This window comes from Enterobacter sp. DC1, from assembly GCF_000568075.1.
In the GTDB taxonomy this organism is placed as follows: Bacteria; Pseudomonadota; Gammaproteobacteria; order Enterobacterales; family Enterobacteriaceae; genus Enterobacter; species Enterobacter asburiae.
Map to the genome: position 1 here is coordinate 150,180 of NZ_AZUA01000004.1, position 13,513 is coordinate 163,692.

Here is a 13,513-nt window from a genome sequence, read left to right on the forward strand (position 1 = left end):
GGGCCTACGGTTCCGTAGGCCGGATAAGCGAAGCGCCATCCGGCAGGAGACAACAATGTTAGACGATCTCAAACGTCAGGTGCTCGAAGCCAACCTGGCGCTGCCGAAACATAATCTGGTGACCCTGACCTGGGGCAACGTCAGCGCCGTTGACCGGGAAAAAGGCGTGTTCGTGATTAAGCCTTCCGGCGTGGATTACACGGTGATGACCGCAGACGATATGGTCGTTGTCAGCCTCGAGACCGGCGAAGTGGTCGAAGGTAAGAAAAAACCGTCCTCCGATACGCCGACTCACCGCCTGCTGTATCGGTCATTCCCGACCATCGGCGGCATCGTGCATACCCATTCGCGCCACGCCACCATCTGGGCGCAGGCGGGCCAGTCCATCCCGGCGACCGGCACCACCCACGCGGACTACTTTTACGGCACCATTCCCTGCACGCGTCTGATGACCGATGCGGAGATTGGCGGTGAGTACGAGTGGGAAACGGGGAACGTGATTGTCGAAACCTTCGAAAAACAGGGGATCGACGCGGCGCAAATGCCCGGCGTGCTGGTGCACTCCCACGGCCCGTTTGCCTGGGGTAAAAACGCAGAAGACGCGGTGCATAACGCCATCGTTCTGGAAGAGGTCGCCTATATGGGGATCTTCTGTCGCCAGCTGGCGCCGCAGCTGCCGGATATGCAGCAAACCCTGCTGGATAAGCATTACCTGCGCAAGCACGGCGCGAAGGCGTATTACGGGCAGTAGCCTGTAGGCCGGATAAGCGCAGCGCCATCCGGCAAAACAGACACTGTATAAAACCCCAGCAAACACCCCTTAACCAGGCTATAATCAGGCCTGGTTTTGTTTTATGGGATAACGGCGTGGCGCAGGCGCAAGAAGGCTTTTTACTGACCCGACACTGGCGGGATACCCCTCAGGGCACCGAGGTCGCGTTCTGGCTGGCAACCGATAACGGCCCGCTGCACGTTACGCTGCCCCCGCAGGAATCCGTGGCCTTTATTCCTGAAGCCCACGTCGAGAAGGTGAAGCAACTGCTGCGCGGCGAAAACGGCTGGCGCATCACGCCGCTTGAGCTGAAAGATTTCCACCGCCAGCCGGTTTACGGCCTCTACTGTCGCGCCCATCGACAGCTGATGCGCTATGAAAAACTGCTCCGCGAGGCGGGCGTGACGCTCTACGAAGCGGATATCCGCCCACCGGAACGCTTTCTGATGGAGCGGTTCATTACCGCCCCCGTCTGGGTTGATGGCATAGAACAAAACGGCGGCGTCGTTAACGCGCGCCTGAAGCCTAACCCACACTATCGCCCGCCGCTGAAGTGGGTCTCCCTGGATATCGAAACCACCCGCCACGGCGAGCTGTACTGCATCGGTCTGGAAGGCTGCGGCGATCGGGTTGTCTATATGCTCGGGCCGCCGAATAGCGATGCGTCCGCGCTGGATTTCCGGCTTGAGTACGTCAACAGCCGCCCGCAGCTGCTGGAGAAGCTTAACCAGTGGTTTGCCGACAACGATCCCGATGTTCTGATCGGCTGGAACGTGGTGCAGTTCGACCTGCGCGTGCTGCAAAAGCACGCCGAGCGCTACCGCATCCCGCTGATGCTGGGGCGCGGAAACAGCGAGCTGGAATGGCGCGAACACGGTTTTAAGAACGGTGTTTTCTTCGCGCAGGCTAACGGTCGCCTGATCATCGACGGCATCGAGGCGCTCAAGTCCGCCTTCTGGAACTTCTCCTCTTTCTCCCTGGAAGCGGTCGCGCAGGAGCTGCTTGGCGAGGGTAAATCCATCGATAACCCCTGGGACAGAATGGACGAGATCGACCGGCGCTTTAACGAAGATAAACCCGCGCTCGCCACCTATAACCTGAAAGACTGCGAGCTGGTCACGCAGATATTCCATAAAACCGAGATTATGCCGTTCCTGCTGGAGCGCGCGACGGTAAACGGCCTGGCGGCTGACAGACACGGCGGCTCGGTTGCCGCCTTTAGCCACCTCTATTTTCCGCGCATGCACCGGGCAGGATACGTCGCCCCCAACCTCGGAGACGTGCCGCCGCAGGCCAGCCCCGGCGGATACGTCATGGACTCCCGACCGGGATTGTATGACTCCGTTCTGGTGCTGGACTACAAAAGCCTCTACCCGTCGATTATCCGCACCTTCCTCATCGATCCCGTCGGGCTGGTTGAGGGCATGGCCCAGCCGGATGATGAGCACAGCACCGAAGGTTTCCTCGGCGCACGCTTCTCGCGGGAAAAACACTGCCTGCCTGAAATCGTGGGAAACATCTTGCACGGCCGCGATGAGGCCAAGCGCCACGGCAATAAGCCGCTATCACAGGCGCTGAAAATCATCATGAACGCTTTTTACGGCGTGCTGGGCACCAGCGCCTGCCGCTTCTTTGATCCGCGTCTGGCCTCCTCGATCACCATGCGCGGGCACGAGATCATGCGCCAGACCAAAGCGCTGATTGAGTCCCGGGGCTATGACGTCATCTACGGCGACACGGACTCCACCTTTGTGTGGCTGAAGGGCGCGCACTCTGAAGACGACGCCGCGCAAATCGGCAAAGCGCTGGTCGCCTTCGTGAACGACTGGTGGCAGGAACATTTGCAGAAAGAGCGGTTAACCAGCGCGCTGGAGCTGGAATTTGAAACCCATTTCGCCCGCTTTTTAATGCCCACCATTCGCGGTACCGATCAGGGCAGCAAGAAGCGCTACGCCGGGCTGATTCAGGAAGGCGACGCGCAGCGGATGGTTTTTAAAGGGCTGGAGACGGTACGTACCGACTGGACGCCGCTGGCGCAGCAGTTCCAGCAGACGCTCTATCTGCGGGTGTTTCGCAATGAGCCGTATCAGGACTACGTGCGCGAGACGATAGCCAGCCTGATGGCGGGCGAACTTGACGCGCAGCTGGTATACCGCAAGCGCCTGCGCCGCCCGCTGGCGGAGTACCAGCGCAACGTTCCTCCGCACGTACGCGCCGCGCGTCTGGCGGATGAAGAAAACGTACGCCGCGGCCGCGCGCCGCAGTATCAAAACCGGGGAACCATCAAATACGTCTGGACCACTAGCGGCCCGGAACCCGTGGATTATCAGCATTCTCCTCTGGATTACGAACACTATCTCACGCGTCAGCTTCAGCCGGTTGCCGACGGAATTTTGCCCTTCATCGACGATGATTTTGCTACACTAGTGACAGGGCAACTTGGCCTATTTTGACGCGTGACGAAATGGCTGCCATCCAGTACCATAGCGCCCTTTCCATTCCCGGACCCATTTTTCGATGACCGTCTTTTTTGACGGTAGTCGAACTATTGCCTGCAATTAAAGATTAGAGCCGAACAACTATGCCTTTTACACTTGGTCAACGCTGGATCAGCGATACAGAAAGCGAACTTGGATTAGGAACCGTCGTAGCAATCGATACGCGTATGGTTACCCTCCTCTTCCCTGCCACCGGTGAAAACCGTCTGTACGCTCGCAATGACTCCCCTGTAACCCGCGTGATGTTTAATCCGGGTGACACCGTGACCAGCCATGACGGCTGGCAGCTCAAGATTGAAGACGTAAAAGAAGAGAATGGACTGCTCGCCTACATCGGGACTCGTCTGGACACCGACGAGACCAATGTCGTCCTGCGCGAAGTGCTGCTCGACAGCAAACTGGTGTTCAGCAAGCCGCAGGACCGCCTGTTTGCCGGGCAAATCGACCGTATGGATCGCTTCTCCCTGCGCTATCGTGCGCGTAAGTTCCAGAGTGAACAGTACCGCATGCCGTGGAGCGGCCTGCGCGGCCAGCGCACCAGCCTGATCCCCCACCAGCTGAACATTGCCCACGACGTGGGCCGTCGCCACGCGCCGCGCGTGCTGCTGGCAGATGAAGTGGGCCTGGGTAAAACCATCGAAGCGGGCATGATCCTGCATCAACAGCTGCTTTCCGGCGCTGCAGAACGCGTGCTGATCGTGGTGCCAGAAACCCTGCAGCACCAGTGGCTGGTTGAGATGCTGCGCCGCTTTAACCTGCGTTTCTCTCTGTTCGATGACGAACGCTATGCCGAAGCGCAGCACGACGCCGACAACCCGTTTGAAACCGAACAGCTGGTCATTTGCTCCCTGGACTTCGTGCGCCGCAGCAAGCAGCGTCTTGAGCACCTGTGCGATGCCGAGTGGGACATTATGGTCGTTGACGAGGCGCACCATCTGGTCTGGAGCGAAGACGCGCCGAGCCGCGAATACATGGCTATTGAGCAGCTTGCCGAGCGCGTGCCTGGCGTCCTGCTGCTGACCGCTACGCCGGAGCAGCTGGGTCTGGAAAGCCACTTCGCCCGTCTGCGCCTGCTCGATCCAAACCGTTTCCACGACTTTGCGCAGTTCGTGGAAGAACAGAATAACTACCGTCCGGTCGCGGATGCCGTCGCTATGCTGCTGGCGGGCAAGCGTCTTTCCAATGACGAACTCAATACCCTGAGCGATCTGATTGGCGAGCAGGACATCGAGCCGCTTTTGCAGGCTGCGAACAGCGAGAGCGACAACGCGGAATCCGCGCGTAAAGAGCTGATCGACATGCTGATGGACCGCCACGGCACCAGCCGCGTGCTGTTCCGAAACACCCGTAACGGCGTTAAAGGCTTCCCGAAACGCGAGCTGCATACGATTAAGCTGCCGCTGCCGACGCAGTATCAAACGGCGATTAAAGTCTCCGGCATTATGGGTGCGCGCAAAACCCAGGAAGAGCGCGCCCGCGACATGCTTTATCCGGAACAGATCTACCAGGAGTTCGAAGGCGATACCGGCACCTGGTGGAACTTCGATCCGCGCGTGGAGTGGCTGATGGGCTACCTGACCGCGCACCGCTCCCAGAAAGTGCTGGTGATCTGCGCCAAAGCGGCCACCGCGCTGCAGCTGGAGCAGGTCCTGCGCGAGCGCGAAGGTATTCGTGCCGCCGTGTTCCACGAGGGCATGTCCATCGTCGAGCGCGACCGCGCCGCGGCGTGGTTCGGGGAAGAGGACAGCGGCGCGCAGGTTCTGCTATGCTCGGAAATCGGCTCTGAAGGCCGTAACTTCCAGTTCGCCAGCAACCTGGTGATGTTCGATCTGCCGTTTAACCCGGATCTGCTCGAACAGCGTATCGGCCGTCTGGATCGTATCGGCCAGGCGCATGATATTCAGATCCACGTGCCGTATCTGGAAAAAACTGCCCAGTCCGTGCTGGTACGCTGGTTCCACGAAGGTCTGGACGCGTTTGAACATACCTGCCCGACGGGCCGCACCATTTACGATCAGGTGCATGGCGATCTGATCGGCTACCTGGCCGCGCCGGAAAACACGGAAGGGTTTGATGAGCTGATCAAGTCCTGCCGTGAGAAGCACGACGCACTGAAAGCGCAGCTGGAGCAAGGGCGTGACCGCCTGCTGGAGATCCACTCCAACGGCGGTGAAAAAGCGCAGGCGCTTGCCGAGAGCATTGAAGAGCAAGATGATGACACCAGTCTCATCAGCTTCTCCATGAACCTGTTCGATATCGTCGGCATCAACCAGGACGATCGCGGCGAGAACCTGATTGTCCTGACTCCGTCCGATCACATGCTGGTTCCGGATTTCCCGGGCCTGCCGGAAGATGGCTGTACCATCACCTTTGAGCGTGACGTGGCGCTGTCCCGCGAAGACGCCCAGTTTATCACCTGGGAACACCCGCTCATCCGCAACGGTCTGGACCTGATCCTCTCCGGCGATACCGGCAGCAGCACCATCTCCCTGTTGAAAAACAAGGCGCTGCCGGTGGGCACCCTGCTGGTGGAGCTGATCTACGTTGTGGAAGCGCAGGCGCCGAAACAGCTGCAGCTCACCCGCTTCCTGCCGCCAACGCCCGTCCGCCTGCTGCTGGATAAAAACGGCACGAACCTGGCTGGACAGGTGGAATTCGAGAGTTTCAACCGACAGCTGAGCGCGGTAAACCGCCATACGGGCAGCAAGCTGGTGAACGCGGTACAGCAGGACGTGCACGCTATTCTGCAACTGGGCGAAACCCAGATTGAAAAAGCCGCCAGAGCGCTGATTGACGCCGCGCGCAGTGAAGCCGACGACAAACTGTCTGCGGAGCTGTCCCGTCTGGAAGCGTTAAAAGCCGTCAACCCGAACATCCGCGACGACGAGCTGGCGGCGATTGAAAGCAACCGTCAGCAGGTGCTGGAAAGCCTGAATCAGGCTGGCTGGCGTCTGGATGCCCTGCGTCTTATCGTTGTGACGCATCAGTAAACGGAGCGCAAGATGGTGATGGAGCCTTACAATCCGCCGCAGGATCCCTGGCTGGTCATTCTGTATCAGGATGAACACATTATGGTGGTCAACAAGCCCAGCGGCCTGTTGTCCGTGCCGGGGCGTCTGGACGAGCACAAAGACAGCGTGATGACGCGCATTCAGCGTGATTATCCGCAGGCGGAGTCCGTCCATCGCCTGGATATGGCCACCAGCGGCGTGATTGTGGTGGCGCTGAACAAAGCGGCGGAACGCGAGTTAAAGCGCCAGTTCCGCGAGCGCGAGCCGAAAAAGCAGTATGTCGCCCGCGTCTGGGGCCATCCCGCGCAGGCGGAAGGCCTGGTGGATTTACCGCTGATCTGTGACTGGCCGAACCGGCCTAAGCAGAAGGTGTGTTACGAAACCGGCAAGGCCGCGCAGACCGAGTACGAAGTGCTGGAGTACGCGCCGGATAATACCGCGCGCGTCCTGCTTAAGCCGATTACCGGACGTTCACACCAGCTGCGCGTGCATATGCTCGCCCTGGGTCATCCGATTCTGGGCGACCGCTTCTACGCGCCGCCTGAAGCGCTGGCCTTAGCGCCACGTCTGCAGCTGCACGCGCAGACGCTCACCATTACCCATCCGGCCTTCGGTAACGCGATGACGTTTAAAGCCCCGGTGGACTTCTAAAAAAAAAGCCCGACATCGTCGGGCTTTTTTTTATTTGAAACCTTTCTTCTCTTTAATCAGCTCGTACGCCTTCTGGATTTCCTGCGCTTTTTGCTTCGCCATCTCCATCATTTCTGGCGGCAGGCCTTTCGCGACCAGTTTGTCCGGATGGTGTTCGCTCATGAGCTTACGATAGGCACGTTTAATCGTGGTCTGATCGTCAGAGGGCTTAACGCCAAGCACGTTGCAGGCGTCTTCCAGCGTCGGACCACGCTGCGCCTGCTGCCAGGCACCGCCGGACGACTGCTGATGATAGCCACCGCCAAACTGCGCCCCGCCCTGCATCATGCGCAGGAACTGGTCGAACTGCATGCGGGAGATGCCCAGCTCTTCCGCAATGACGTACAGCACGTCACGTTCATTAGGATGAAGCGAACCGTCTGCGAAGGCCGCCTGGATTTGAATTTCCAGAAACATCCGAATTAAATCAAAACGTCCAAAGCAGATGCTGCGGAACTGACGCATTTTTTCGCGAAGCGGATAATTATCCGACTTACCGATGCGAAACGCATTTTGCGCTGCCAGACGGGAGTCGCCGTGCAGGTTCATGCGATCCATAAAAACGCTGGCAATCTGAATATCGGCTTCTGTGACGCGCCCTTTGGATTTGGTTAAATGCCCCATGACCTCAAAGGTGGTGGAGAAAAAGAGTGACTGACGCTCGCGCTGATTGGCAAACCAGGCCATTTTGCGGCTGCGCGCCTTATCAAACATATGGCCGATAATAAGCCCAAGCACAATCCCCCAGAACCCGGCCCCCATGATGATGGCGAACGCAACGCCGATTATTTTACCCCAATACTGCATATACTCCCCGGATAGTCATATTCCTGGCCGACGCAACGTCATCATCACTGTGTTCAAGTCACGGTCAATTGAAGGACATCGCCTATAATTTGCTTTATCATACTCGTCATTCGATAGCGAGCCTAACACTCTGGCACGCAAACGGGCAGGATTAACGCTGGTACTGCGCAGATGAGTAAGATAGTCTCTGAGCGTTTGTAAGCCGTAGCCACTGATGACGGAACAATAAAATACAACGTATGAAAAAACGTATCCCCACCCTCCTGGCCACAATGATTGGCTCCGCCCTGTATAGTCAACAGGGGCTGGCGGCCGATCTCGCCTCGCAGTGTATGCTTGGCGTCCCAAGTTATAATCGCCCACTGGTGAGTGGCGATGCAAATAGCTTGCCGGTAACCATTACTGCCGACAGTTCGAAAGGGACTTACCCTGACAATGCCACGTTTACGGGCAATGTTGATATTAACCAGGGTAATAGCCGCCTGCAGGCAGATGAAGTGCAGTTGCACCAGAAGCAGCCGGAAGGTGCGGCCGAGCCGGTACGAACGGTGGATGCGCTGGGTAATGTGCACTATGACGACAATCAGGTCATCCTGAAAGGTCCGAAAGCCTGGTCAAACCTGAATACTAAAGATACTAACGTCTGGGAAGGTGATTACCAGATGGTGGGTCGCCAGGGGCGCGGTGACGCGGACCTGATGAAACAGCGCGGTGAAAACCGCTATACGATCCTGGAAAACGGCACGTTCACGTCATGTCTGCCGGGTTCAAATACCTGGAGCGTGGTCGGGAGCGAGGTTATCCATGACCGCGAAGAACAGGTCGCAGAGATCTGGAACGCCCGCTTTAAGCTGGGCCCTGTTCCCATATTCTACAGCCCTTATCTGCAGCTTCCCGTGGGTGACAAACGTCGCTCCGGTTTCCTGATCCCGAATGCCAAATACAGCACGTCGAACTACTTTGAGTTCTATCTGCCGTATTACTGGAACATCGCGCCAAACATGGATGCGACGATCACGCCGCACTATATCCACAAGCGCGGCAACATCATGTGGGAGAACGAGTTCCGCTACCTGACCCACGCCGGTGCGGGTCTGATGGAGCTGGATTATCTGCCGTCGGATAAAGTCTTCCAGGACGAGCATCCGACCGAAGGCGACAAGCACCGCTGGTTATTCTACTGGCAGCATGCCGGGGTGATGGATCAGGTCTGGCGCTTCAACGTCAACTACACCAAGGTCAGTGACCCGTACTACTTCAATGATTTCTCATCCAAATACGGTTCGAGCACCGATGGTTATGCCACGCAGATCTTCAGCGTTGGCTACGCGGTTCAGAACTTCGATGCGACGGTAACCAACAAGCAGTTCCAGGTGTTCTCCAGCCAGACGGCGAGTACCTATGGCGCCGAGCCGCAGCTGGACGTTAACTGGTACCAGAATGACGTGGGTCCGTTCGACACCCGTATTTATGGTCAGGCCGTGCATTTTGTAAATACCAGTTCCAGTATGCCGGAAGCCACCCGAGTTCACCTGGAGCCCGTCATCAACTTGCCATGGTCGAATGACTGGGCAAGCCTGAACACGGAAGCCAAGCTGATGGCGACACACTATCAGCAAAAAAATATTGATGATTACAATACCAGCAACAACGCCCATCTTGAGGAATCCGTAAACCGTACGCTTCCGCAGTTCAAAATGGACGGTAAGCTGATCTTCGAACGCAATATGGGACTTCTGGCGGATGGCTATACCCAGACGCTGGAGCCACGTATGCAGTACCTGTACGTGCCTTATCGCGACCAGAGCAACATCAATAACTACGATTCCTCTTTACTGCAGTCTGACTACAGCGGCCTGTTCCGCGACCGTACTTACGGCGGTCTTGACCGCATCGCGTCTGCTAACCAGTTAACGACCGGCGTCACAACACGTGTTTATGATGATGCTGCCGTTGAACGTTTTAACGTTTCTGTTGGTCAAATCTACTATTTCACCGAGTCTCGCACGGGCGATGACAATATTAAGTGGGAGAAAGATAACAAGACAGGTTCCCTGATTTGGGCTGGTGACACCTACTGGCGTATGACCGATCGTTGGGGTCTTCGCGGTGGCGTGCAATATGACACCCGTCTAGACAATATCGCCAACAGTACGGCGGCCATTGAGTATCGCCGGGATGAAGATCGTATGGTGCAGTTGACCTATCGTTATGCCAGCCCGGAATATATTCAGGCGACGTTACCAAACTACGGTACTGCAGAGCAGTATAAAGACGGTATTTCGCAGGTGGGTGGCGCAGCGAGTTGGCCAATCGCCGACCGCTGGTCAATCGTAGGCGCGTACTACTTTGACACTAACGCCAATAAACCTGCTGACCAGATGGTGGGTCTGCAATATAACTCCTGCTGTTACGCGCTGCGTGTCGGCTACGAACGTAAGCTTAACGGCTGGAACAGTGAAAACAATCAGAGCAAATACGATAACGTGATTGGCTTTAACTTCGAGTTACGCGGCCTGAGTTCCAACTACGGTCTGGGTACGCAGAAAATGCTGCGCTCGAATATTCTGCCGTACAGTAGCGCCTTGTAATGTGCTTGATTTGCAACGTAATCCGCTTTGCGGTTAATTGAAATGGAAAAAGTATGAAGAACTGGAAAACGCTGCTGCTCGGTGTCGCTATGGTTGCGAATACCAGCTTCGCCGCCCCCCAGGTTGTTGATAAAGTCGCTGCTGTGGTTAACAACGGCGTCGTGCTTGAAAGTGACGTTGACGGTCTGATGAAATCGGTGAAGCTCAATTCGGGCGAAGCCGGTCAACAGCTTCCGGATGACGCCACGCTGCGCCACCAGATCCTGGAGCGTCTGATCATGGATCAGATCGTTCTGCAGATGGGGCAGAAAATGGGTGTGAAGGTCACTGACGAGCAGCTCGATCAGGCGATCGCTAACATCGCGAAGCAGAACAATATGTCTTTAGACCAGATGCGCAGCCGTCTGGCCTATGACGGCATCAGCTACGCCACCTACCGTAACCAGATCCGTAAAGAGATGCTGATTTCGGAAGTGCGTAACAACGAAGTGCGTCGCCGCGTTACCATCCTGCCTCAGGAAGTGGACGCGCTGGCAAAACAGGTGGGTAACCAGAACGATGCGAGCACAGAGCTGAACCTGAGCCACATTCTGATCCCACTGCCAGAGAACCCAACGTCCGATCAGGCTGCGGAAGCCGAAAGCCAGGCGCGTTCTATTGTTGAACAGGCGCGTAATGGCGGCGACTTTGGCAAGCTGGCAATCACCTACTCCGCTGATCAACAGGCGCTGAAAGGCGGCCAAATGGGCTGGGGACGTATTCAGGAGCTGCCATCGATCTTTGCCCAGGCGCTGAGCACGGCGAAGAAAGGGGATATCGTCGGTCCTATCCGTTCAGGCGTGGGCTTCCACATTCTGAAGGTGAACGATCTGCGCGGCCAGAGCCAAAATATCTCCGTCACCGAAGTTCACGCTCGCCACATTCTCCTGAAACCGTCACCGATCATGACTGACGATCAGGCGCGTGTGAAGCTGGAACAGATCGCAGCTGACATTAAGAGCGGTAAAACCTCATTTGCGAAAGCAGCAAAAGAGTTCTCTCAGGATCCAGGCTCTGCTAACCAGGGCGGCGATCTGGGTTGGGCGGCTGCGGATATCTACGATCCTGCCTTCCGCGATGCGTTGATGAAGCTGAACAAAGGCCAGATCAGCGCGCCGGTCCACTCTTCATTCGGCTGGCATCTGATCGAGCTGATGGACACCCGTAACGTTGATAAAACGGATGCGGCACAGAAAGACAGAGCCTACCGTATGCTGTTTAACCGTAAGTTCTCTGAAGAAGCAGCAACCTGGATGCAGGAACAACGCGCCAGCGCTTACGTGAAAGTTCTGAGCAACTAATGAAACAGCATCGTGTTGTTATCACGCCCGGCGAACCCGCCGGGATTGGGCCTGACCTCGTTGTCCAGCTCGCCCAGCGCAGCTGGCCGGTAGAACTGGTTGTCTGCGCCGATGCAACACTGTTACAAGACCGTGCAACGCTGCTCGGTCTGCCTTTAACGCTCATCCCTTACGTTGAAGGCCAACAGCCTGCACCCCAGCAAGCCGGTACGCTCACCCTTCTTTCAGTTCCCCTTCGTACGCCGGTCATCCCGGGCCAGCTCAGCACGGAAAACGGTCACTATGTCGTTGAAACCCTTGCGCGCGCCTGCGACGGTTGCCTGAAGGGCGAATTTGCCGCTCTGATCACAGGCCCCGTCCACAAAGGCGTCATCAACGAAGCGGGTATACCCTTTACCGGGCATACGGAGTTCTTCGAAGAGCGCTCGCGCAGCCCGAAAGTGGTTATGATGCTGGCGACGGAGGAGATGCGCGTTGCGCTGGTGACCACCCATCTGCCGATCAAAGCCATTCCTGACGCGATCACCCCTGAACTCCTGCGCGAGATCATCGGGATTTTGCATCACGATCTGCAGACAAAGTTTGGGATCCCGCAGCCGCACGTGCTGGTTTGTGGCCTCAATCCGCACGCCGGTGAAGGCGGGCACATGGGCACCGAAGAGATCGACACCATCATTCCGGTACTCAACGAAATGCGGGCGAAGGGGATGAACCTCAGCGGGCCGCTGCCTGCAGATACCCTTTTCCAGCCGAAATACCTGGATAATGCCGACGCCGTGCTCGCGATGTACCACGATCAGGGCCTGCCCGTGCTAAAATACCAGGGCTTTGGCCGCGGGGTGAATATCACCCTCGGTTTACCCTTTATTCGAACGTCCGTTGACCACGGTACTGCGCTGGATCTGGCAGGCCAGGGGAAAGCGGATGTCGGCAGTTTTATTACGGCGCTTAATCTCGCCATCAAAATGATTGTTAATACTCAATGACTAATCGAGTCCATCAGGGCCACTTAGCCCGTAAACGTTTCGGGCAAAACTTCCTTAACGATCAGTTCGTGATCGAAAGCATTGTCTCGGCTATTAATCCGCAAAAAGGTCAGGCGATGGTCGAAATCGGCCCGGGCCTTGCCGCGCTGACCGAGCCGGTAGGCGAACGCCTCGACGAGCTGACCGTCATCGAACTGGATCGCGATCTGGCCGCACGCCTGCAAACGCACCCTTTCCTCGGGCCGAAGCTGACCATCTATCAGCAGGACGCCATGACCATGAACTTTGGCGAGCTGTCGGAAAAAAAGGGCCAGCCGCTGCGCGTCTTCGGCAACCTGCCGTACAACATCTCCACGCCGCTCATGTTCCACCTCTTTAGCTATACTGATGCCATTGCCGACATGCACTTCATGTTGCAAAAAGAGGTTGTTAACCGTCTGGTTGCAGGCCCGAACAGTAAAGCGTATGGTCGTTTAAGCGTGATGGCACAGTATTACTGCAACGTGATCCCGGTACTCGAAGTACCGCCGTCAGCGTTCACACCACCACCGAAAGTGGATTCAGCGGTTGTGCGCCTCGTGCCGCACAAGACGAAACCGTATCCGGTTAAAGATCTGCGCGTACTGAGCCGCATTACCACAGAAGCCTTTAACCAGCGCCGTAAAACGATCCGTAACAGCCTGAGCAATTCGTTTACCGTTGAGGTGCTAGCCGAGCTGGGGATCGACCCGGCAATGCGTGCGGAGAACATTTCCGTAGAGCAGTACTGCAAGCTGGCTAATTACATCAGTGATAATGCGCCGCCGAAGGAGAGTTAA

At 56.9% G+C, this 13,513-nt stretch carries 9 protein-coding genes; 8 read left to right on the forward strand and 1 reads right to left on the reverse strand.

The window, feature by feature from the left end; translation table 11 throughout:
* The first annotated feature begins 55 nt into the window (after nucleotides 1–55).
* The 4 genes from araD to rluA all read left to right on the forward strand — a co-directional run bounded on the left by araD (nucleotide 56) and on the right by rluA (nucleotide 6,932).
* Entirely contained in the window at nucleotides 56–751 is a 696-nt protein-coding gene (araD, locus tag P346_RS07965) for an L-ribulose-5-phosphate 4-epimerase (RefSeq protein WP_032660728.1), read from the forward strand.
* A 116-nt stretch (nucleotides 752–867) separates the two neighbouring features.
* Nucleotides 868–3,225 carry a DNA polymerase II gene (gene polB, locus P346_RS07960; protein ID WP_032660729.1) on the forward strand — a complete coding sequence of 786 codons (2,358 nt, stop codon included), beginning with the start codon at nucleotides 868–870 and terminating at the stop codon, nucleotides 3,223–3,225.
* Nucleotides 3,226–3,353: 128 nt separating this feature from the next.
* The gene (gene rapA / locus P346_RS07955; protein WP_032660732.1) at nucleotides 3,354–6,260 is read left to right on the forward strand and encodes an RNA polymerase-associated protein RapA; all 2,907 of its coding nucleotides are present in this window, start codon (nucleotides 3,354–3,356) and stop codon (nucleotides 6,258–6,260) included.
* Between the two features lie 12 nt (nucleotides 6,261–6,272).
* Complete coding sequence (gene rluA, locus P346_RS07950; RefSeq protein WP_008502014.1) at nucleotides 6,273–6,932, forward strand: bifunctional tRNA pseudouridine(32) synthase/23S rRNA pseudouridine(746) synthase RluA; 660 nt, start codon at nucleotides 6,273–6,275, stop codon at nucleotides 6,930–6,932.
* Nucleotides 6,933–6,962: 30 nt separating this feature from the next.
* Here rluA and djlA read toward each other — a convergent pair whose 3' ends face one another.
* On the reverse strand, nucleotides 6,963–7,778 hold the full coding sequence (gene djlA, locus P346_RS07945; RefSeq protein ID WP_023310366.1) for a co-chaperone DjlA: 816 nt from the start codon (nucleotides 7,776–7,778) through the stop codon (nucleotides 6,963–6,965).
* 239 nt (nucleotides 7,779–8,017) lie between these two features.
* Here djlA and lptD point away from each other — a divergent pair, with 239 nt between their 5' ends.
* From lptD to rsmA, 4 genes are read left to right on the forward strand one after another with little or no spacing between them, the layout of a single operon-like run.
* Nucleotides 8,018–10,369, forward strand: coding sequence for an LPS assembly protein LptD (gene lptD, locus P346_RS07940; RefSeq protein WP_032660734.1), 2,352 nt, complete (start codon nucleotides 8,018–8,020; stop codon nucleotides 10,367–10,369).
* 53 nt (nucleotides 10,370–10,422) lie between these two features.
* A complete protein-coding gene (surA, locus tag P346_RS07935) occupies nucleotides 10,423–11,709 on the forward strand; it encodes a peptidylprolyl isomerase SurA (protein WP_023310364.1) in 1,287 nt (428 codons plus the stop codon).
* Entirely contained in the window at nucleotides 11,709–12,695 is a 987-nt protein-coding gene (gene pdxA, locus P346_RS07930; RefSeq protein ID WP_032660737.1) for a 4-hydroxythreonine-4-phosphate dehydrogenase PdxA, read from the forward strand. The genes surA and pdxA overlap by 1 nt, the downstream gene beginning before the upstream one ends.
* Nucleotides 12,692–13,513 carry a 16S rRNA (adenine(1518)-N(6)/adenine(1519)-N(6))-dimethyltransferase RsmA gene (gene rsmA, locus P346_RS07925; protein ID WP_032660739.1) on the forward strand — a complete coding sequence of 274 codons (822 nt, stop codon included), beginning with the start codon at nucleotides 12,692–12,694 and terminating at the stop codon, nucleotides 13,511–13,513. The genes pdxA and rsmA overlap by 4 nt, the downstream gene beginning before the upstream one ends.

Excerpts from the sequence above, each read along its gene's own strand:
- djlA (WP_023310366.1), bottom strand. The coding sequence starts at position 7,778 with ATGCAGTATTGGGGTAAAATAATCGGCGTTGCGTTCGCCATCATCATG.
- pdxA (WP_032660737.1), top strand. The coding sequence starts at position 11,709 with ATGAAACAGCATCGTGTTGTTATCACGCCCGGCGAACCCGCCGGGATT.
- araD (WP_032660728.1), top strand. The coding sequence starts at position 56 with ATGTTAGACGATCTCAAACGTCAGGTGCTCGAAGCCAACCTGGCGCTG.
- surA (WP_023310364.1), top strand. The coding sequence starts at position 10,423 with ATGAAGAACTGGAAAACGCTGCTGCTCGGTGTCGCTATGGTTGCGAAT.
- lptD (WP_032660734.1), top strand. The coding sequence starts at position 8,018 with ATGAAAAAACGTATCCCCACCCTCCTGGCCACAATGATTGGCTCCGCC.
- rsmA (WP_032660739.1), top strand. The coding sequence starts at position 12,692 with ATGACTAATCGAGTCCATCAGGGCCACTTAGCCCGTAAACGTTTCGGG.
- rluA (WP_008502014.1), top strand. The coding sequence starts at position 6,273 with ATGGTGATGGAGCCTTACAATCCGCCGCAGGATCCCTGGCTGGTCATT.
- rapA (WP_032660732.1), top strand. The coding sequence starts at position 3,354 with ATGCCTTTTACACTTGGTCAACGCTGGATCAGCGATACAGAAAGCGAA.